We start from the raw sequence: 19,305 nt of genomic DNA on the forward strand, positions 1-19,305 counted from the left end.
CCCACCGCATCCGGCACCAGCGAGGCCAGGACGTGCCCGGCCGATCATGCACGGAGCCAGATGACGAGGGCTGCGAGCGTCGCGGTTCCGAGGATCTTCGTGGCTCCGCCATGGGGCCTCCGGCCTTCGGGTCCGGCACGACTTCCCAGCTACTGCGGTGGAAATGTCACCGAGCTGGGAGGCATCGACGGCAAGGGCGTCCTCGAGAGAGACGGGGCGGCAATGCGACGCCCGTGACGTCCGCGTTGAGGTGCGGGGCGGGCGAGGAGCGTGCGGCCCCCGCGGCGGTCGCCGGCCGCGGCCGTATGGCTCGTCGTGCCGGGGCAGCTCGCCGGTGTCCGGGCGTACGCAGGGAGCCATGGCAGCGGGGTTGGTCACTCCGAGTACTCTGATCAAGATCAGATCAGATCAGATCAGTTCGTTATAGGAATAACCAAAATGGGGGGGCCGGTGCGAAATCGCCGACTCATAATGACCGCTGCCCTCGTGGCAGCGGGTCTCGGCTTTGTCCCGAGCATGGCCTCGGCCACCGAGGGGCCGGCCACGCCTGCCGGAGCAGGCAAGAGCAAGACCGAGCGGGCTGCCGTCCAGACCTGGCACAGCCCCGCCGAACGAACCGTCCGCACCGCGCAGAGCACGTCCAAGAGCAAGGCTTTCGCTCCGGAGGCGGCAAGCATCGGCGAAGGCAACCCGGACCTCGCCATCAGCCTGGGCGGCGCCAGCTATTCCGCGCTCGGGCTCGAACTCAACACCAAGATCACCAGTGTGGACGTCGCGCTGGAGGTCGTTGTCGACTGGGGCGACGGGAAGACCGAGAAGCAGACCGTCAAGGGTTCCGCCGAGCCGGCCTTCGCACACAGTTACGCCGAGGTCGGCGAGTATCAGGTGTCGGTGACGGTGACCGACGCCGTCAACGGCGTCGTAGCCGAGAACGGCTTCATGTACCTCACCCCCGGCTCCGACTTCACCCCGCACGCCCCTACCCGGTTGCTCGACACGCGTGACGGCACCGGCGTGAAGGCGGGCAAGGTCGCCGCCCGCGGCACGACCCGGCTGAAGATCGCCGAGAACGCCCAGATCCCCGCCGATGTCCGCGCGGTCGTCCTCAACGTCACCGTCACCAGTACCACCACCGACGGCCACGTCACGGTGTTCCCGGGCAAGGGCTCCACGCAGCCCATCACGTCAAACCTCAACTACTCGGCCGGCCAGTCCGTGCCGAACCTGGTGATCGTGCCGGTCGGCACCGACGGCTATGTGGAGCTGTTCAACGGCGGCTGGGGCCCGGTGGACCTCATCGCCGACGTCACGGGCTACTTCACCCGGTCCTCGTCCAGCGGCTACACGCCCATGCCCCCGGCCCGCTTCGCCGACACCCGGGCAGGCCTTGGCACCGCCAAGGGCCAGCTCGCTGCGCGGAGCACCTTCTCCACGCAGATCAGTGGACTGAACGGGGTGCCCGCGGACGCCACCGCAGTCGCTCTGAACGTGACGGTGACCAACCCGAAGCAGGCCGGTCACCTGTCGGTCTACCCGGGCGGCGGCCAGCCCCCGACGGCGTCCAGCCTGAACTTCGCGGCCGGGGAGACGGTGGCCAACGCAGTCATCGTGCCCATTGGCCCCGACGGCAAGATCAGCGTCTTCAACGGCGCCTGGGCGGGCACGGACGTCGTGGTGGACGTCGTCGGACACTACGCCAAGGACGGCAAAGCGGCCTACCGGCCGTACGGGCCTTACCGAATGCTCGACACTCGCGATCCGGGCAGCTGGTGGCCCGGTGGGCACCTGCCGGCCCGCGGGTACATTTCCCAGTGGGCCAACCCCGAGGCCAGGGGCGGCGAGGCATACGTCCTGAACACCACCGTGACCAACACGACGGAGGCCGGCTTCCTCTCCGTCGCGCCCAGCCCGTTCCCTTGGCTGCAGAACGACCGGCCCGACGCACCCGTGCCGCCTCGTCCGGATGCGTCCACGCTGAACTGGACGGCCGGCAAGACCGTCCCCAACCTCGTACAGGCAAGCGGCGGTGAGCACGGCATCGTGAACTTCTGGAACCAGGGCTGGAAAGACGCCGACCTGATCGTCGACATTTTCGGGGCCTACGAAGCGTACTGATCCTCCGGTCCGCACACGATGAGGGGCCCTGCCCGATCACACGATCGGGCAGGGCCCCTCACGCGGCGACGTCGGGCGGTCCCTGGCAGCAGCTGCCTGCTGCGTCGTTCGGGCCGTCTGGCGCCACGACGCAGGTTCGATCTCTTCAACCGGTTGCTCGGCCAGCTCTACCACTGCCGCAAGAACCGGCGGCTGTTTGAGGAATTCGCGGCTTTCCCGCCTTCGGATGAAGCCCTTGGTACGGCGGCCGCACAGGGACGAGACCGATCAAGCCGGAGGTGTCACCCAGGGAGCCAGACGTTCCCCGACTGCCAGATTCTCGCGCCAGCGAGCGAAAGCCAGGAGGATGACACCGCCGCCGCTGGTACAGACCCTGGCAGACCGTCTATGAGCGGTTCGCCCGCTGAATAGCGGACGGGACCTGGGCGAAGCTGTTGGCATCCGGCAGGACCAGGACGAGGGCTGGACCCCGAGGTACGCCTCGGCCATCCTCCGGGCCAGTGGCCGTTTCGCCCGGAACTTCGTCGTGCAGGGCAGCGGCGTGGACTGGGCTCTGCTGCTCCTCACCGGCCTGGGGCAGTCACTCGCCGGCGTGCGGGCCCAGACCGCCCGGGGTGAGGAGGCCGAGGCGGCCGTCGCCGAGGTTATCCGCGCCGCCGGGGACCGGGCCGGGCGGACCGCCTTCGGCGACACCCCGGTCCGGTCCCCGTTCACCACGGCCGTCGTGGAGTGCTACGCAGACGCGAAGTAGTCCAGTTCATGCCACATGGGGTCGGTGGCGATGTGCTGCAGCAGCTCCAGCGTCAGCGCAGGCGTCTCACGGGTGGCCGTGCCGCTCTGGTCAGCGGCGTTGTAGGCGGTCACCGTCACCCGCAGCCCGTTCCTGTACCGGGTGTCCACGGTCCACCGGACCACCCTGCTGCCGTTCTCCGCAGGACCCTGTGTGACCTTGGTGCGGATGCCGTCGTTCGGCGAAGGGACGTTGCCCTCGAAGTCCGGAGCGCCGGTCTCCTTGACGACGTCGAGCCGGACCAGGGACTTGCCCTTGCCGTCGTCGACCACGACGTGGCCGGACCCTGATTCCCCGCCCTTGGAGATGACCGGGACGTTCATCTTGGTCACCAATTTCTCCAGCTGCTCCACGGCCTTCAGATCCCGCAGCGCGTTCGGATTCGCGGGCGTCCAGCCTCGCGGTTGCTGCGCGGCCCCGGGCAGGTCGTTCAGCGCCGGGTGCCACTTGTCCGAGAGGACCACGGCCCTCAACTGGGCGGGGCTCAGTGGCGGGTTGGGGCGGGAGGCCTTCATGGTCTCCATCGGCAGAGCATTCTTTTCGGACAGCTCGACAAGGAACCCTTGCGGGGTTACGAGCGCGGCCCGCCATTCCTTGATGTCTATGTCGGGGTTTTGCGCCGCGTAGCCCTGCTGGATCAGCAGCCTGGAGCCGTCGGCCAGCTGCTCCGTCGTGCAGTCGTCGTCCGGCCGCGTGGCCTTCTTCGTACAAAGGGTCGTGGTGTTGGCCATGCTGCCGTTCGGGTCGACCCGGCTCAGGACGAGCCTGATCGCCGCTCCACCCTTGCCGTCGTCGTACACGCCGCTGACCCCCGCGCCGCCACCGCCGGTACCGTTCGCATGCTCTACGGACAGAGCCCCTTCCGGCAGCAGCCCCTTGAGTACCTCGACCATCTGTGAGGCGGAGACCGCGCCGGTACCGCGGGGCGGCTGCGGCAGCGGCTCCGGGGCGCCGTCCCCGCCCCCACCCGACGGTGTCGGCGGCGTCGCGATCTCGACCCGGCCCGTTCCGCCCAGCAGGCCCCCCGCGTAGGCGCCGGCCGCGCCGATCAGGGCCAGGGACAGCACCGATCCGCCGATCAGGGAAGCCCGGCGGCGGGCGACGAGCCGCCGTCCGCGCCGCTCACCGGCTTCCACGAGGGCGTGCCGGTCGGCCGTGAAACCGTCCCCCGCACGCCGGAGGGCTTCACCGAGCTCGTCTTCAAAGGACATGGGGAACTAAACCTTCCGTTCTCAGGAGTGTGCAGAGGACCGAACCGGCCCGACGCCGCCCACCGCGGCCGGGCCGGACCATCTCCGTTTTCAGAGGTCCGCGAACTCGCCGATGTCGCCGCCCAGTTGCTCCCTGAGGCGGCCGAGCGCTCTCGAGGTCCGGGTGCGGACCGCCGCCGAGCTGGTGTTCATCGCGTTGGCGGTCTCCTCGATGCTGCGGTCCTCCCAGTACCGCAGCACGAGCACCGCCCGGTCCTTGGGCGCGAGCCGCCCCAGCGCCTCCAGCAGCGTCAGCCGCAGTGCCGGATCGCCGGAACCGGTGGCCATCGAACCTGAATCGGGGAACTCCCGGACCGGGCGCTCGCTCGCCGACCGCCGGCGCTGGTGGGTCAGGAAGGCCCGGACCAACACCGTCTGCGCGTACGCCGCCGGATTGTCGATGCGGGAGATCCGCCCCCAGAGCAGGTACATCCGCCCCAGGGTCTCCTGCACCAGATCCTCCGCGAGATGGGTGTCTCCGCTGGCCAGCAGGCAGGCCGACCGGTACAGGTGCCCCGATCTGCCTTCCGCGAACTCACGGAACCCGTCTCTGCGACCCTGCCGCATCTACTCCCCCTCGTGTCGTCTCACCCCATCGACGCGACGACGGCCCGGAAATGTTTCACCCGAGTTCGTGGAAGCAGACGTGGAACTCCTCGCGTACGGAGCCCTCCGCCTCGACCCTGCCCTGCCCTGCCCTGCGCGACCTTGTTGTCGGAGGCGGTCTCCAGCTGCACCCCGGTCGCCCCTGCCTCCTCCTGCGCCCGGCGCAACACCTCGCGCAGCAGCGCCCGGCCGGGCGCCGGTACGTCGGCCTTCCGGGGCCGCGTACAGGTCGTTGAGTACCCGGGCAATGCCCGTGCTGAGCGAGGATAGCGCCCGGCACACCTGACTCCCCGGCCCCTCGGCAACAGCAGGCCCCAGACCTGGGTGGCGGACGGCAGGACGACGACTCGGGGCGGCAGCCAGGGACCTCGCCTGCTGTCCGCGGAGGAAGTCGAAAGGGCGCTGCCGACTGTGGAGAGCATGCCGCAAGGCTGGTCGCTGTTCGACCGGGATGCGCTCTCCGAGGAGGACCTGGTTGCGGGCTGTTCAATCACGGCCCGGTGGGCCTCGAGGCGCCGGCGGCGGTGAGGTGCCGCTGCCCACCCTGGACGGGTCCGAGCCGATGGCCACGGGCGCGCGAACTTGGCAGCGGTCCAGCACAACCGAATAGGGCCTCCCGGCGTCCTTTCTCCCTGAGACCGCCGCCGCACCGGAGTGGGGCGGGCGCCCGGAGCCCGGAGGCCGACATCGACACGCTCACCGCCGCCGCCCGCACCGGTCGCCCCCACCGCAGGGCCCGGATCGGCGCCGCCCTGCTGGGCGGCGCGGCGGGGGTGCTGCTGACCGCCGCGGTGCTGACCGCACTGTGGTGGCCGCGGAGCGAAGTGGTGTACCGCAGCACCGCACCCTCTTCGGTCGCCTACGGCGAGGACGGTCCGCACCACATGGGAGTGGTGCACGAGTGGACTCCGTCCGGGCGGCACTCCTACAGGATGGTGACTGGCAGGTATCCGGCCCCCTCCTACGGGCACTGGGTGGACCTCGATACCACCGTCGCGCGGGAGGGGGTCGAAACCGCCACGTGGACGGAGTCAGGGCTGCGCCTCCGTTTCCGAACCGGGCACGAGGTCTTCGTCCCGGCCCGCTTCTTCCTCGGCGGCCGGTGAGCTTTCCGTTTGTCGTCCCGGCATCGAACGGGCTCGAACGTGTCCGGCATCTTCTCAGTTCACCGGACGTTGCAGGGGCCAGGGCCTGTTCACGCGGGCAAGGTTGTTGCGGCACGGAGGCCGGGATCGCGGAACCGGTCGAGCTCAGGGTGCAACGAGACTCGTGCACAACGGTGATGGAGTTCCGATCGGAGCTGTGCGCGTGCATGGTCTCCAGATGCGACGCGCTGTTTGAGCTGGGCGACGCACTGCTGTGCTCCGATGGGCCGGTCCGTACTCTCGTGGACCTGGTCCTTGTGCCCGAGCATAGGAGGGGCCACGGCGCCCTGTACTCCGGGCTGCACCGGGCCGGATCGACGTCGCCTGGCTGCGGCCGGCCCTGGCCGGGGTGCCTCTGCCCAGCGCCAGGGACGGCGCTTCGTTTGGCGGTGGGCATGCGAAGACCCCTCCCTGAGGCCTCGTACCGGCCCGCCTCGGCGCCAGGCGCGAGCATGTAGGAGGTGAGTTGCTCAGCAGTCGAGGCCGGCGCCCCTGCCGGGCCTCCACCTTCACCTTCACCTGCGACGGCACCAGGCGCTACGTTGCGGCGGTGATCAATGACGCGGTTCCGCAGAAGGAAGCTCGGTGGGTCGTCCTCGTGGAGGCCGAGACCTGCCCCGGGTACGAGGAGGACCACCGCTGGCAGCTCGTCGCAAAGCATGCCGTGCCGGACGGAGGTCGTGCGGCGGCTGACGGACTGGCACGCAAGCTCGCCATGGAGTACGTCCCCAGAGAGGTCAACATGGGCTCGGCCGGGGACACGCCGGCACGCAAGGTGTTCCGAGTCGCCGACGGCTCCTGGCTTGTCGAGGTCCGGGGAATCGACCACAAAGCAATTCTCTGCCGGATAACCACCGCCGAGCTGGTACGTGAGTGGAAGTACGTACGTGCTGGGGAAACCACGGCGGAGCGCAGACGCAGACTGCTGGGCCAGACCTGAGAGGCGGACGGAACCGACCGGCCGGAATCGTTTGCTCGCCGGACGGGCGTCATGGTCTCGGATGCCTAACGGCCGGGTCCGGCGGAGTCCGCCAAGGCGGCGGCCAGACGACATCCGACCGTGTTTCCCCAGTCGGTAGGCCAAGACTTGCTCGCGCCAGTTCGAGGTATTCCTGGCGGGCAGTGCGATATTCCGCGAACGCTGTCTCCCACGCTCCGGGGTCCGCGGGGATCAGACCACGGGCCAGCCACTCGAGATGCCACAGACAGTGGTTCACTCGGACCGTGGCGGTGTTGGTCGCCGCGTCACCCAACAGCCAGAGTCCCTCGCTCAGAGCCGAGCGATGGCTCTCGGCCTCCCCCAATTCGGCAAGTACCTCATCGGTGGGTTCCAACGCGGCGGATCCCGTCGCGATCCCACGGAAGACAGCGATGCGCAGGTAGCGATGTGCCAATGCCTTGACCGCGTGGCCGTACTCGGCATAGGCAGTCAGCCGCCGCTCGTCCCAGCGAACAGCCTGCTGTCGACGCCATCGAGTGCGCTCGTTCGCGCTGCTGACCAGATACGACGTTGCGGCACCCACGACGACACCGACGAGGGGGAGCGCTGCGCTGATCAAGCTCATTGACTTCCCTTCCCTGCAGCGGACGTGCCTACGTGATGAGAACGCTTCCCCGACGGCTGAAGACGACGACGAGCGCTCGGTCAACGGAGTCCCCAGGCGTACGCCAACGTCGGCCCCAGGGGGGAACATCGTGGACGCGATCGAGCGGTCGTGGCGGTGTCGGGTCAAGTAGACCGCCGGGCGAACGGCTCAACAGCGTCGAAGTCGACCGGCGGGGCGTGAGCACATGCCATCAGGGTTTGAACGAGCCGCCGCGTAGCGGACTGGCCCGAGCACTCACTCGCCACCGCCTCCATCACCACCACCACCTCCGCCTCCACCACCTCCGCCTCCACCACCTCCGCCTCCGCCTCCGCCTCCGCCTCCGCCTCCGCCTCCGTCGAAGTGTGGACCGGAGTCGACGTCGAGGCGCGGGAATCTGCGCCCCGACGTCGGGCCCTGACCGCTGCGCCTCGCAGTGGGGCCGCGACGTGGTGGAACCGCCGGCGCGCGGCCTACCGGACGTCGCACCGTCCCGTCCAGGAGGCCGGCGACCCCGCCAAGGACGTACTCAGGCATGTTCGGATCGCACTCGGCCTGCTGAAGGTGTCGCCGGCCCGCACGGGTCGCCTGACGGTCCGCGCCCGCCACCAGGCCCCATGCGGCCAGCCCACGGCCGATCCGTTCGACTTCCGGGGAGCGTTGCAGGCCGGCTCTTACGGTGTCGATGCTCTTGGTGCGCTCGCAGAAGGCGATCACAGCGCGCTCGATCGCGTGCAGGGGCTGCTCCACGTCCACAGTCCGCACCTGAGAGGCGTGCACCACGAGCAGCCCGCGCCGGTTCAACGCGATGACCGCGCTGTCCACCACCCGCCGGGCCCCGCCCGCCAGGAACGCTATGTCATACACATCCAGAGTCCGCGTCTCCCCCGAGCCCCTCACGATCCACCGGAACACCCCCCGCATACCAGTTCCGCCCCCGTTTCGGCCCACTTGCTCTGTCGGCAGTGTCACCTGACAGCACAGCGACCAACCCTCTTCCCGACATCTCAGAGCAAGACTTGAGCTACGGCCTTGGCCATGCCAACGCACCGCTCCCACACACCCCGGCCGACAACGGCCCGTTCACGGGATTCGCCCTCAGCTTCTCAACTGTCCTGTGCCGCGCGGCACAGGAGGTCCGCGTCGACCCGGCTGAGCTGTGAAGAGCAGCGAGGAGACTTCGATGACATCAACTCATGGCCGTCACAACGCCCCTGGAGGACGTGCGCCGCACTCGCGCTGAAAATCCGAACCTGCGATCTCATGCGAGCGACCTCTTCAGATCGCCCAGGCGCCCGCCATGGCCGCCCCGACCCTTGCCAGACCCCAGCCCGCCACCTGGGTGCCCGGCCACACCGGCCCCTGCGTCTGGCCTGTCAACTGCACCAGTATCCGCGACCCTGGGGCTATCTGATCAGGAGGAGAGCCGTCGCTTGGGAAGATCGCGACCGGATCGTCAGCCTTCCTCCTTCAAAACTGCGAGGTCGTGTCGGTTGCCGACAATCGCTCGACCACAGCCCGGAGGCAGACGCTCCGCCACCATGGCCACGGCTGCCTCGGCAGTGTCAGCGTCACCGACGTACTCCGCCCTGGACGGCCCCGCCACGACGAAGCCCCCACCCCGTCGTGGGGCAATGTAGGGCACGTCCCACGTGCAGGGATGCCCGGTGCACCGGCTGAAGTGCAGCTCCCACATGCCCACCCAGGGGAAGAGCTGTCGCAGCCTGGGCTCGGCGTAGGCGGCGCGCACCACACCAGCGTCCACGCGGTCTGAAGCGAGAAGCCTCGTCCATGCGGTCTCGATGACGTCCTTCGCCGTGCCCGCTGTGTCCATGGGAGAAGGGTGTCAGAACGTCGCTTCGCCCAGACGAGCACCTCGTCCACCGCAGGTGCGGTACCCCGACTCCACAGAAGTTGAGCCAGAACCATTTCTCGTGAACCTAGGCGAGCCAGTGGATCACCAACTGCCTCCCGGACTGCTGGACAAGCACTGCCGCTTGAAGGGCTGTGGCTCAGGTTCCGTGTAACAGTGACTGAGCATTGCACCCCGGGGGTGGCTGCCTCGCTGGTCAGGACTGGATTGGTTCGGCAGCGCTTTGCCGCCGCGCCCGCACCCGACTCAGACGGCCTACTCTTCCAATACACGCGGGCACGTACGCCTTTAGCGAGCGACCGATGTTCACTGTGGACTTCACGCGACAGTTCGACATCATTGACAGCGAGGGCGAGCACGAAGAGTACGTACGGCTTTACTGCGAACTTCGCTACGAGTGCGAACCTATGAGATCGGCGGTGACGGCGTCGAGGTCGTGCCGGAGGAATCCGGCGAAGCCGCCGACCCCGTGCAGGCCGAGGCGGCAGGCGGCCTTCCAGGCGCCACGCGGTGCACGGCACCTGGGGGCACCGCCCACCAGTTGCCGCAACAGGAGTGGGCTGGCATCCGCCCCTCCCGCCCGAGGCCCCCGCGCGGTGTGACCGCGCGGCAGGAGTCGGACGGCGTCGGCGTTGTCGGACCGCGGTGTTAGCGTCACCACCATGGCAAACCGTTCATATCTCTACTCCGCAGACTCGATGCCGAGCGAGGCAGAGCTCCCCCAGCGGATCCGATGCATATCCGAGCACAACTGGGACATCCCGCTCGCGCACAAGCTCATGGTGGGGCGCGGAACGACGATCGTCCCGTCCATGATCTGGAACCCTCCGATCGGCATCGCCGCGGACTACGCCGACGGGGCGGCCCTGCTCCGCGAGCTCCTGCGCGCGGTCGGCAAGGGCCTGGAGGACGATGCCGAGTTCGCCGAATGCGTTGCCAGGACCACGGCCCACCTCGAGAAACAGCAGGCGAAGTACTTCGTCCTCGAGACCGGGGAGATCGTCTCGATGTCGGGCGACGATCCGACAGCGAGCGTGCGGCGTCTGGCTTCCGAGGACATCCCCGACGCCGTCACCAAGGCCGAGGCGGCGATCGCCGGCCAGAACGACGACTGGCTGGCCTCGGTCCGAGCCGACTGGCAGAGGCACTTCGCGTCCTTCTACAGCGAGGCGCTCTACTTCTCCTTCCCCACCTGACATGTGAGTCTGTCCGGTGGATCATGGCTGGGCCCACCCGCCTGGCACGGCGCTTCGTCGCGTGGCCGAAACACCGTGATGGATCCGGTATCGAATCCAGCCTGGGGGTGGGTGGCGTGGATCGCACTTCGTGATGTCACGTCTCGGCGGGCCCGCGGTGTCTTGCGGGCACGACTGCATGACCAGCGTGATGTCGACGTCCGCGCGCTTCCGTAGACGGTTGGCCGCGATCGTTCCGGCGTAGCCGCCGCCGATGACAACGACCTTGCTGAGGTTGCTGTGTGCCCGTAGCGGCGACGCCACGCTCGACTACGGAACCCTGCTTGGTGACGGCATCGAGCTGGTCGTCGGCAGTGCCACGCTGATCGACGCCAGCCGCACGTCGCGTGCGGCTGGCGTCGGGCCGTGCCCTGGACTACGACTACTTCGTCTATACGCGGTCGGCAGCACCGGGGCAACACTGTCGTCCGTGCCCGCCGGGGCCGCGTGTGCCCTGCCCCTCGCCGAATTCCAGGACGCGGCGTGGTTGCGTGCCAAGCTGGAGGAGTTGCCCCATGACGCTCCGGTCACCGTCGTCGTCGGCGGCGGGCTGACCGGCATCGAGACGGCCGTCGAACTGGCCGAGCGGGGACGCGCGGTCACGCTGGTGTGCGGCCGCACCCCGGCGCCCGCGTTCAGCGCGGCCGGTCGCTGCTACATCGCCACATGGCTGTCCCGGCACGGTGTCGCCGTACTCGCGGGAGTGTCGGTGAGCGAGGTGCGGCAGGACGCGGTCATCCTCGACGACGGTTCCGCCGACGGCCCTGCCGGCGGTGCGGTGCGTCCGAGCGCGCTGACCATCTGGGCCGCGGGGTTCGGCGTACCGGATCTTGCGGTGGCGAGCGGGCTGCGCACCGACCCGCTCGGCCGTCTACTCACCAACGAGACGCTGACCATCGTCGACGACGACCGTGTCGTTGCCGCCGGGGACGCCGCCGCACGGTCGGGCCGGCCCCTGCGGATGAGCGGCTATGCCGCTGGACCCCTCGGTGCGCAGGCGGCCGACACCGTGCTGAGCCGCATCGCGGGGACGCGGCCGGCGGTGCTCGATCTGGCCTTCTCGGGGGCGTGCGTCAGCCTGGGGCGGCACGCCGCCGTCCGACAGCTGGCGCGCAAGGACGACACCGCGGTGAACGTCTACATCAGGAGGTCTGGGCGGCGGTCGCCGTGCTCGTCGACGCCACCATCGTCCGGATGATCCTCGTCCCCGCGGTGATGGAACTGTGCGGCAAGGCGAACTGGTGGATGCCCGGACGCCGGGCACCGAAGACGGCCCCGGCCGCACCGGCGGCAATCGGGGAAGAAGCCAACGTCTGACCCCTCCTCACGACCCCGCGCGGCAAGTCCGCGAGCACACTCTGAGCGCTGATCGGAGGCTGCTCGTGCGTACAAAGGAAAGCGACTCTGGTTCACGGAGGCAGGTCCTGAAAGGGCAGCGGGCTCCGCTGGTGTGGATGACGTGCGCAACCGTGCCAGTGCTGCGGCATAGTCTTGGATCATGGCCTTGCGACCCGATGAATTTTACGACCACGCACGTGCGGCTGCCGATGCTGAAGTTCGGCTTCCGCTGGCACGGATGACCGGATGGGACATCAGTCCGTTCGAGGCGGACGGCCTGCGTGTCTCCGCACTCCGGCCGCCCGTTCTGCCCGAGCCGGGGCGGCACGGCGAAGACCCGGCGGATTGCGGCGAGTGCCGCTCCCGCGACGAAGGCATCTGGCTCAACGACCGCTGGCGACTGGCGCGGATACCGGGGGTCGGTGTGCCACTGGTGCTGATGCTGTACCCGCGCGACCACTACGACATGGCCGATCTGCCGGACGATCTCGCTGCCGAACTGGGGGTGCTCACCACTCACGTCGTCCGCCACGTGCAGGCACTGCCGCACATCAGCCGCGCCCACGTCTACCGGATCGGGGACGGAGCCGCGCACCTGCACGTGTGGTTCTTCGCCCGGCCCGAGGGACAGGCCCAGTTGTACGGGTCGTGGCTGCCCGTCTGGGACGACCTCCTGCCCGAATACCCGGCCGATGTGGCCGAGGCAGACGCGACCGCGGTTGCTGACGCTTTGATCGCCTCGTACGGAGGCCGCCGCGCGGACTCAGCCTGACGCTCATCCGGTTCGCCGGGACTCGCGGTCGGCCTTGTGGTGTGCGGGGCGGGTGTAGGCCTCTACGGTGGCGAGGAGGCGTCCGACGTCGTAGCGCGTGGCGCGTCGCCGGTTCTCGAGCCGAGCGGGCAGCCGGGACCGGGGCCGCGTGGGGCGAGGTGGGGCGAGTTTCGGTGCACGAGCTGTGCGCCCGCCTTCGCGCGTAGGCTCCGGAACCCCCGGCGTACCGGAGCGGAGGGTGAGCCTGTAAGGGACCAAAACGACCGCGCACGACATGTCGGCATCAGGCGTGCCCTCGGCTGGACTGGTTGACGCTCCATGGGCGGCGGCATAGGCAAGTACCTCAAGGACGAAGTGCCACGGTCCATCCGGAGCGAACTCAGCGGGACTCCGGACGTGCGTCAGATGGTCCGCATCAACGGCGCCAGACCGGTCGTGTGTCATGTTGAACCCGGAAGCCCTCGATAGGTCCCGCAGCCATGAATCCCGCCTGGTGGGCACGCCGTATGACCATCCCGTCGTTGATCGACGGCTCACGGAATGCGTGCCTGGGCCGAACGCGGCTCTGGCAGGATTTTCGTAGCCGGAGATCATCTCGGTGACGCGGTCGGTCGGTCCGCAGCACGGGCAGCCTGTGACATGCCGCTGAACTGGCGGCTGGGGTAACCGAAGTTGTCTGATGTGCTGGTGATTTCGGTCGAGGTCTCCGATCCCATGGTGGTCCACGCCCTCACGAGATCCGGTGAACCAGCGAGATGTACTCCCCTCTGTTGCGGGAGCCGCTTCCGCCGCTGGTCACACCTCGGATGCGGGGGCTGCACGTTCTGGGGTGACACCTGCGGCACCCTCCTTGTCGACGTCACCACCCGGCGGCCGCTAGTGGGGCCAGAGAAAGCCGCCCCGAGCGGGCCACCCGGCGATGTGCACCCGGAGATCTCCGACGCAGGTCACCAGCCGTCCGGCCCCGGCGGTCGGGGCCGGAGGCGCCTTCTGCGGGCTCGAGGAGGAGAAGCGAGCACTAAGATCATGAAATGGAAATCGACCTGTCTGAGGTACTGGCTGAGTTGCTCGAGCTGAAGGAAGCTGAGGAGGAAGCGCACGCGGTGGTGGAGCGCCTTCAAGAGGAGTTCAGCAAGAACGGACCGTACTGGCCCCAGACTGATGAGCAGCACGTGGTCTGGCAGAACGCGTGGGAAGACTGGCGCGTGCCCTGGGAGGAGCTGGACGACACTCTGACTTACCACGCGGAGACGCTCGGCCTTGACCGCGGCGAGCTGGAGGCCGCGCTGCAGCAGGCGGCAGCCCATGCCGCACCGCCGGTCGCCGACTGACGGCCCCGCCGACGGACCAGACCGAGGCGCGCCTGGGCAGGTGCGGGGACCTCTTGGTGGGGGTTGCGGATCTCATCAGCCCAGTGCAAGGTGCGCAGGGTCAACAGGTCGTCCTCCGCCGTAAAGCGCGACGAGGCACTCGCGCCCGCGCATCACGAAAAACACAGACATCGACGTCTCGGTGCAGGCACTTGAGACCGTGAGCCTGCCAGCGGACAGTCCCCTCGACGACATGATCGACACACCCAGCGCCCGCTTGGCGAACGGCACGTACGAGGAAGACGTCGCGATCCTCGCCGCTCGCCAGCGCGACGGAAGTCAATGGGCTCCCCACTCAGCCTCGACGAGAAGCGCTCAACCTTCACGTCGACAGAACAAGGGTCGGCCAAAGTTTCGTGGGCGATTGCCGCTCATCGTGCCGGGGATGTCACCTCTGCTCGTCTTGCTCCCAACGCGCAAGTATCTCGGCCACGCGCGGGTACCGCTCGAGTAGCTCGGCGTCCGTCAGGTCCATGCCAGCTGCCCCCAAGATCGCGGCGGTGCCGACCGGCAGCGTCCGTTCTTTGGTGCGGTACTCGTCGGCCATGGGACCTCCAGCGTTCGTTCGGCTGAGCCGCCTACGATCCGCCTGGCACATGCCTACGTCAACACCTGCGGAGCGCATTGTTCCAGATGTAGTGTGCAACGTTCCCTTAAGCCCTGGTCAGAGTCCGATGCCGATGCCTTAGGAGTCGGCATCGAAATCGCCAGTGCACGGGGAGGGCGGGTCGGCTGTTGGACCGGCAAGGACATCGATTCCCCGGCTTGTTCCAGCGCGCCGTGGACCTGCTGGGGTGATCCGAGTCAGGCCACGCGAAGGGGCAGGGCGACGCCTCCTCCACCGGCACAGCTGACGATGGCCGTACCCCCTCCCGTGTGGTCGGGAGCCTGTGGTGCTGGGACGCAGCCGGCCCGGGAGACCCGCCGCGCGTTCCGTCCGCTGCCTCGCGGCGGATGAGGAGATTCCACCCATGGGAAAAACGTCCCGTTTCATCCGCTTTTCTGCGGTCAGGAGACTCATAGCCGAACGGCTCGGTGCCCCGCCCCCCGACAGAACAGATGAGTGAGCGAACCAATGCGGCCCCTGACCTCCCGCCCGGCCGGCGCCGGTGCGCAGCAACCACTTCGCCAAGTCCTCACCACGCGCCTGTTGTACTTCTTCATCCTCGGGGACGTCCTCGGCGCCGGGGTGTACGTGCTGATCGGTGAGGTGGCCGCGAAGTCCGGCGGAGCGGTGTGGGTGCCCTTGACGGTGGCCCTGCTGTTGGCGCTTCTGACCGCGGCGTCGTACGCCGAACTCGCCACGAAGTACCCTCGGGCGGGCGGAGCCTCGCACTACGCCACGAGGGCTTACGGCCCTGCGGTGGGGTTCTTCACCGGGTTCTGCATGCTGGCGGCCGGCATCGTGTCGGTCGCGGCGCTGGCCCGCGGTTTCGCCGGCGAGTACCTGGCCTCCCTCGTCCCGCTGCCGGTGGTACCGGTGGTCGTCGTCTTCCTGGGCCTGCTGGCGCTGCTCAATGCGCGCGGCATCCACGAGTCCACCCGCGTGAACACCGTCGCCACCTTGGTCGAGACCGGCGGTCTCCTGCTCGTGGTGGGGCTCGGCGTGTGGGTCGTGGTGCGGGGCGGGGGCGACGTCGGAAGGCTGACCCAGCTCGGGACGGACTCGGCCTCACCGGCCTCCGCCGTCATGGTGGGTGCGGTCCTGGCCTTCTACTCGTTCGTCGGCTTCGAGACCTCGGTGAACGTCGCCGAGGAGACCCTGGACCCGACGCGTTCCTACCCGCGGGCCCTGTTCGGCGCGCTCATCACCGCCGGCCTGATGTACGCGGCGGTGGGTGCCGCGGCTTCGGTAGCCGTGCCCACCAAGGCCCTGGCGGGTTCCGACGGGCCGCTGCTGGAGGTCGTCCGCTCCGCGGGGGCCGTGCCGCCCGGGCTGTTCGCGTTCGTCGCACTGGTCGCGGTCGCCAACGGCGCCCTCCTCACCGGAATCATGAGTTCCCGCCTGGCGTACGGGATGGCTCGGGACGGTCTGCTGCCGGCCTTCCTCACCCGGGTGCACCCGGGCAGGCGCACACCGCGGGCGGCGATCGCCGCGACGACGGCCGTGGCAGGGCTGCTCGCGATGACCGGTGAGATCGACGTGCTCGCCGGCACGCTCGTCCTGCTCCTGCTGGCCGTGTTCCTCACCGTCAACACGGCCGTCCTGGTCCTGCGGCGCGACCCGTCCGCGCCCACCTCCCATTTCCGGACCCCCACGGTCGTGCCCGTGCTCGGCGCCCTCTCCTGCGTCGCACTGGCCACGCAGGTCGAGGCGGACGTCTGGCTGCGCGCCCTGGCGCTCATGGGCGTGGGAGCCGTCCTCGGCGCCCTGGTCCTGCGGCAGCGGTGGCGCGGGCACGGGGCGGCGACGCCCGCAGCACCCCTGCCCGACGGCCGCTGACCCGCGGGAACCGCGACGTCGCCGAGGCCTGGAACACCGAGCGAGAGAGGACCGAGGACGCGGGGATGCGTTGGTGGCGTTGGACCGTCCAGGAGGCCCGCAACGCCCGTGCGGCCGTCCTCAGTGCGCTGCGGGAGCCCGGTGAGGAACGCGTCCGCGCGATCCAGGCCCTGAAGGCCGCGGCGGCGGCCCTCGCGGCCTGGGCCGTGGCGGGCTGGTGGTGGCAGGCACCGATGGCGATGATGGCGCCGTGGTCGGCCGTACTCCTCGTGCGGGCGACGGTGTACCAGTCCGTACGCTGCGCCGGGCAGCAGTTCCTGGCCATCGCTCTGGGCACGGTGGCGGCCGCGGGAGCCGGCACGCTCACGGGCGGCACGCTCACGGCCATGATGATCGCGCTTCCTCTGACCGCCCTGGCCGGCAGCCACCCCAAGTTCGGCGAGTACGGCCTGTCGGCGGCCGCTACCGCCGTCTTCGTCCTCACGTACGGCAGATACTCGGGTGTGGACATCGGGCACCGGCTCGTCGAGTCCCTCGTCGGGTCCGTGATCGGGATCGCCGTCAACGCGTTCGTCCTGCCGCCGCTCGACCTAAGCCGGGTGGAGCAGTCCCTCACCCACGTGCGGCGCCGCACCGCCGAGTTGCTGGCGACGATCGCCGAAGGCGTGGGCCGGGACCATGGGACGCCGGCGGTGCGGCAGTGGCACGAGGAGTCCCGGCGCCTGGGATCGGCGCTCACGGCGCTGCGCGATGCCCGGCAGTTCAGCGGCGAGAGCTGCCGTATGAACCCGGCCGTCCTGGTGCACGGCGGCCACGGAACCCTCCCCGCCCCGTGGTGGGACGAGCACTGGGAAAGGCTCGCGGAACACGTACGGGCCCTCACCGGCACCCTCGTCCATGTGGGAGGGGACACCTGCCCGGCCCCGCCGCCGCGAGCGGTCGCGGAACTCGCGGAGGTCCTCGCGGCGGCGTCCCGCCTGTGCGCCCGAGAACCCGTCTCGGCCGAGGAACCGGACCCGTACCACTGCCACGGCTACGAGGGGGTACGGCGCACCGCGTGGGAGGCGCACGCCCGGCTCACCGGGTACGCCACGGGCACGGGTCCGGACTGTGCCCGGGCCGCGATCGTCGGAGCGTTGTCGGCCCACACGAGGCACCTGCTCGAAGAGCTCGACCGGGCACGCCTGCGCGCCCCGGAGCTGCGGACGCCCGGACGCCGCAGTGCGCGCAGGCGCGGGCGTGCTCCGGGGGTTCGGCGAGGGAGGAGTTCATCTCCGGCAAGAACAAGCAGAACGCCGTCAAGGCCGTGGTCCTCACCGACGCCAACGGCAGGCTCCTGTGGTGCGGTCCAGCCCTGCCGGCCCGCTGTGCCGACCTCACCCGCCCCCGCCGGTTAGTACGGCAACCGCATCTGCGTGGCGGATGTGGTGTGGGGCTCGTTGGTGTATTTGTGTGCCGATGAGCTGACGGTTGAGCAGGTCGGGTCGTGGTACTCGTTCGGAGCCGCCGGGGGCTCCGAGGCAGCCCCGGCGGGGGCCCTGGCGACCTCCGGTTCGACCCTCCCGGGTAACGCACCGGCTCGCTCCGGTCGGGCGGCGAGCAGTGCGCGGCGGGGCGCCTGCCGGCGCCGCCTACGGCCGCAGCTGGGCCGCGAGTGCCTCGGCGACCTTCCTGAGCGACTCACCGGCCAGGGCCGGGTCCGCCTTGGTGACGGGCCATCCCTGGGAGACCACGAGCGCCAAGTCGCCCTTGCCCGCCACCGCCACCCGTGCGACGGCGACCGTGCCCCGGCCGGGGGTGACCCTGGTCTGGCCGATCCCGGGCCTGTCCTTGGAGAACGCCATCACCTCGTCGGCGCCGAGGTTGCCGAGGCGGGCGATCTGCGGCAGCGCCAGGTTCACCGCCACCTCGCCCTCGGACGCGGCCATGAGGTCGATCTCCACCGGGGCTTCCGAAGCCGTGAAGTTGCAGACGACGGACGTGTGCGGCGGGACGGCGGGGTTGGAGGGGAGCCCGAACGGCGGCGTGGGCTGCCCGCTGGGCCAGGCCTCAGCCGGCCGGCCCGGGTCGACGGTCCCCTGAGCCGCGGGGTCGCCGCCGGACGCCGCCGGGGTGACGGTCCGTTCGGCACCGGCCGCCTTCAGCGCCGCCGCCGGGTCTAGGCCGAACGGGCAGGCCGACGCACTCGTCAGCTGCTCCGCCGTCGAGGCGACCCGGTCGTAGGACAGCCTCTCACCGCCCGAGGCGGCCCCGCCGGAACTCCCGGACGAGGAACAGGCGCTCCCGGCAAGGGCGATCACGGCCGCGCCGGCCAGGGCGAGGATGCGGCGGTACCTGGCTGCTGTGCGATCAGCTGTCATCCGGTCAGCCTAATCCTGCAACCGCATCTGCGGGACGGATGTCGTGGAGGGCTCGTTGGTGCATCTGTGTGCCGATGAGCTGACGGTCGAGCAGGTCGAGTCGTGGTTCGAGGGGATAGCCGGGTTCCATGCCCGCATCGCGCATCGTTTCAGCAGGCCGGAGCCCCGCGATCGGGCACTGGACTACCTGGCGGGCCGCTGACTCCGTTGGAGCGGAAGAACGGCTGGACGCTGGCCGAGCAGGTCGGGGCAGCTCCGTCCGGACGGGGTCCAGCGCCTGCTGAACCTTTCAGACTGGGATGAGGACGCGGTCCGCGACGACGTGCGCGATTTCGTGGTGGAGACCATCGGCGCTAGGACCAGCTCGTTAGCCGCCGGCGCCCCCCTGTGGCACGTCGATCGGTCGCTGTCCGCCGCCACTT

At 69.6% G+C, this 19,305-nt stretch carries 17 protein-coding genes and 3 pseudogenes; 13 read left to right on the forward strand and 7 right to left on the reverse strand.

Features of this window, described 5'->3' with window-relative positions:
* Positions 1-516 precede the first annotated feature (516 nt).
* Both AB0D44_RS09135 and AB0D44_RS09140 read left to right on the forward strand, forming a co-directional pair.
* Positions 517-2,115, forward strand: coding sequence for a PKD domain-containing protein (locus AB0D44_RS09135; protein ID WP_362586716.1), 1,599 nt, complete (start codon positions 517-519; stop codon positions 2,113-2,115).
* 454 nt (positions 2,116-2,569) lie between these two features.
* A pseudogene (locus AB0D44_RS09140) lies at positions 2,570-2,866 on the forward strand (bifunctional 3'-5' exonuclease/DNA polymerase); the annotation flags it as partial.
* Here AB0D44_RS09140 and AB0D44_RS09145 read toward each other — a convergent pair.
* Both AB0D44_RS09145 and AB0D44_RS09150 read right to left on the reverse strand, forming a co-directional pair.
* Positions 2,848-4,116 carry a hypothetical protein gene (locus AB0D44_RS09145; RefSeq protein ID WP_362586718.1) on the reverse strand — a complete coding sequence of 423 codons (1,269 nt, stop codon included), beginning with the start codon at positions 4,114-4,116 and terminating at the stop codon, positions 2,848-2,850. The pseudogene AB0D44_RS09140 and the gene AB0D44_RS09145 sit on opposite strands and share 19 nt — an antisense overlap.
* Positions 4,117-4,206: 90 nt before the next feature.
* Entirely contained in the window at positions 4,207-4,722 is a 516-nt protein-coding gene (locus AB0D44_RS09150) for a SigE family RNA polymerase sigma factor (RefSeq protein ID WP_362586721.1), read from the reverse strand.
* A gap of 812 nt (positions 4,723-5,534) precedes the next feature.
* Between AB0D44_RS09150 and AB0D44_RS09155 the strand changes: the two genes are divergently transcribed.
* The 3 genes and pseudogenes from AB0D44_RS09155 (at position 5,535) to AB0D44_RS09165 (ending at position 6,846) form a co-directional block, all read left to right on the forward strand.
* Positions 5,535-5,867 (forward strand): hypothetical protein, encoded by a 333-nt coding sequence (locus tag AB0D44_RS09155; protein WP_362586724.1) that lies wholly within the window; start codon positions 5,535-5,537, stop codon positions 5,865-5,867.
* A gap of 176 nt (positions 5,868-6,043) precedes the next feature.
* A pseudogene (locus AB0D44_RS09160) lies at positions 6,044-6,267 on the forward strand (transposase); the annotation flags it as partial.
* A gap of 189 nt (positions 6,268-6,456) precedes the next feature.
* Positions 6,457-6,846, forward strand: a complete 390-nt coding sequence (locus tag AB0D44_RS09165) for a hypothetical protein (RefSeq protein ID WP_362586726.1) — start codon at positions 6,457-6,459, stop codon at positions 6,844-6,846.
* A gap of 49 nt (positions 6,847-6,895) precedes the next feature.
* On the opposite strand, the gene AB0D44_RS09170 is transcribed toward AB0D44_RS09165, so the two are convergent.
* The 3 genes from AB0D44_RS09170 to AB0D44_RS09180 form a co-directional block, all read right to left on the reverse strand.
* A complete protein-coding gene (locus AB0D44_RS09170; protein ID WP_362586729.1) occupies positions 6,896-7,471 on the reverse strand; it encodes a hypothetical protein in 576 nt (191 codons plus the stop codon).
* A 276-nt stretch (positions 7,472-7,747) separates the two neighbouring features.
* Positions 7,748-8,416 (reverse strand): TIGR04222 domain-containing membrane protein, encoded by a 669-nt coding sequence (locus tag AB0D44_RS09175; protein ID WP_362586732.1) that lies wholly within the window; start codon positions 8,414-8,416, stop codon positions 7,748-7,750.
* Between the two features lie 532 nt (positions 8,417-8,948).
* A complete protein-coding gene (locus AB0D44_RS09180) occupies positions 8,949-9,326 on the reverse strand; it encodes a DUF6193 family natural product biosynthesis protein (RefSeq protein WP_362586735.1) in 378 nt (125 codons plus the stop codon).
* Positions 9,327-10,027: 701 nt separating this feature from the next.
* Between AB0D44_RS09180 and AB0D44_RS09185 the strand changes: the two genes are divergently transcribed.
* The 5 genes from AB0D44_RS09185 (at position 10,028) to AB0D44_RS09205 (ending at position 14,041) form a co-directional block, all read left to right on the forward strand.
* The gene (locus tag AB0D44_RS09185; protein WP_362586738.1) at positions 10,028-10,561 is read left to right on the forward strand and encodes a hypothetical protein; all 534 of its coding nucleotides are present in this window, start codon (positions 10,028-10,030) and stop codon (positions 10,559-10,561) included.
* A 253-nt stretch (positions 10,562-10,814) separates the two neighbouring features.
* A complete protein-coding gene (locus AB0D44_RS09190; RefSeq protein WP_362586741.1) occupies positions 10,815-11,798 on the forward strand; it encodes an FAD-dependent oxidoreductase in 984 nt (327 codons plus the stop codon).
* Positions 11,795-11,917 carry a hypothetical protein gene (locus AB0D44_RS09195; RefSeq protein WP_362586957.1) on the forward strand — a complete coding sequence of 41 codons (123 nt, stop codon included), beginning with the start codon at positions 11,795-11,797 and terminating at the stop codon, positions 11,915-11,917. Before AB0D44_RS09190 ends, AB0D44_RS09195 begins: the two co-directional genes overlap by 4 nt.
* 181 nt (positions 11,918-12,098) lie before the next feature.
* A complete protein-coding gene (locus AB0D44_RS09200) occupies positions 12,099-12,710 on the forward strand; it encodes a hypothetical protein (RefSeq protein ID WP_362586744.1) in 612 nt (203 codons plus the stop codon).
* 1,031 nt (positions 12,711-13,741) lie between these two features.
* On the forward strand, positions 13,742-14,041 hold the full coding sequence (locus tag AB0D44_RS09205) for a hypothetical protein (RefSeq protein ID WP_362586746.1): 300 nt from the start codon (positions 13,742-13,744) through the stop codon (positions 14,039-14,041).
* Between the two features lie 427 nt (positions 14,042-14,468).
* Here the strand turns inward: AB0D44_RS09205 and AB0D44_RS09210 are convergent, their stop codons facing one another.
* Positions 14,469-14,627, reverse strand: a complete 159-nt coding sequence (locus AB0D44_RS09210) for a hypothetical protein (RefSeq protein ID WP_362586748.1) — start codon at positions 14,625-14,627, stop codon at positions 14,469-14,471.
* Positions 14,628-15,155: 528 nt separating this feature from the next.
* Between AB0D44_RS09210 and AB0D44_RS09215 the strand changes: the two genes are divergently transcribed.
* Together AB0D44_RS09215 and AB0D44_RS09220 are read left to right on the forward strand one after the other, a co-directional pair.
* The gene (locus AB0D44_RS09215) at positions 15,156-16,523 is read left to right on the forward strand and encodes an amino acid permease (protein ID WP_362586945.1); all 1,368 of its coding nucleotides are present in this window, start codon (positions 15,156-15,158) and stop codon (positions 16,521-16,523) included.
* A gap of 65 nt (positions 16,524-16,588) precedes the next feature.
* A complete protein-coding gene (locus AB0D44_RS09220) occupies positions 16,589-17,920 on the forward strand; it encodes an FUSC family protein (protein ID WP_362586751.1) in 1,332 nt (443 codons plus the stop codon).
* 234 nt (positions 17,921-18,154) lie between these two features.
* Here the strand turns inward: AB0D44_RS09220 and AB0D44_RS09225 are convergent, their stop codons facing one another.
* Positions 18,155-18,883 carry a hypothetical protein gene (locus tag AB0D44_RS09225; RefSeq protein WP_362586754.1) on the reverse strand — a complete coding sequence of 243 codons (729 nt, stop codon included), beginning with the start codon at positions 18,881-18,883 and terminating at the stop codon, positions 18,155-18,157.
* Positions 18,884-18,998: 115 nt separating this feature from the next.
* Between AB0D44_RS09225 and AB0D44_RS09230 the strand changes: the two are divergent.
* Positions 18,999-19,235, forward strand: a pseudogene (locus AB0D44_RS09230) (IS701 family transposase); the annotation flags it as partial.
* Positions 19,236-19,305 lie beyond the last annotated feature (70 nt).

This window comes from Streptomyces sp. NPDC048349 (assembly GCF_040651925.1).
Lineage (GTDB): Bacteria > Actinomycetota > Actinomycetes > Streptomycetales > Streptomycetaceae > Streptomyces.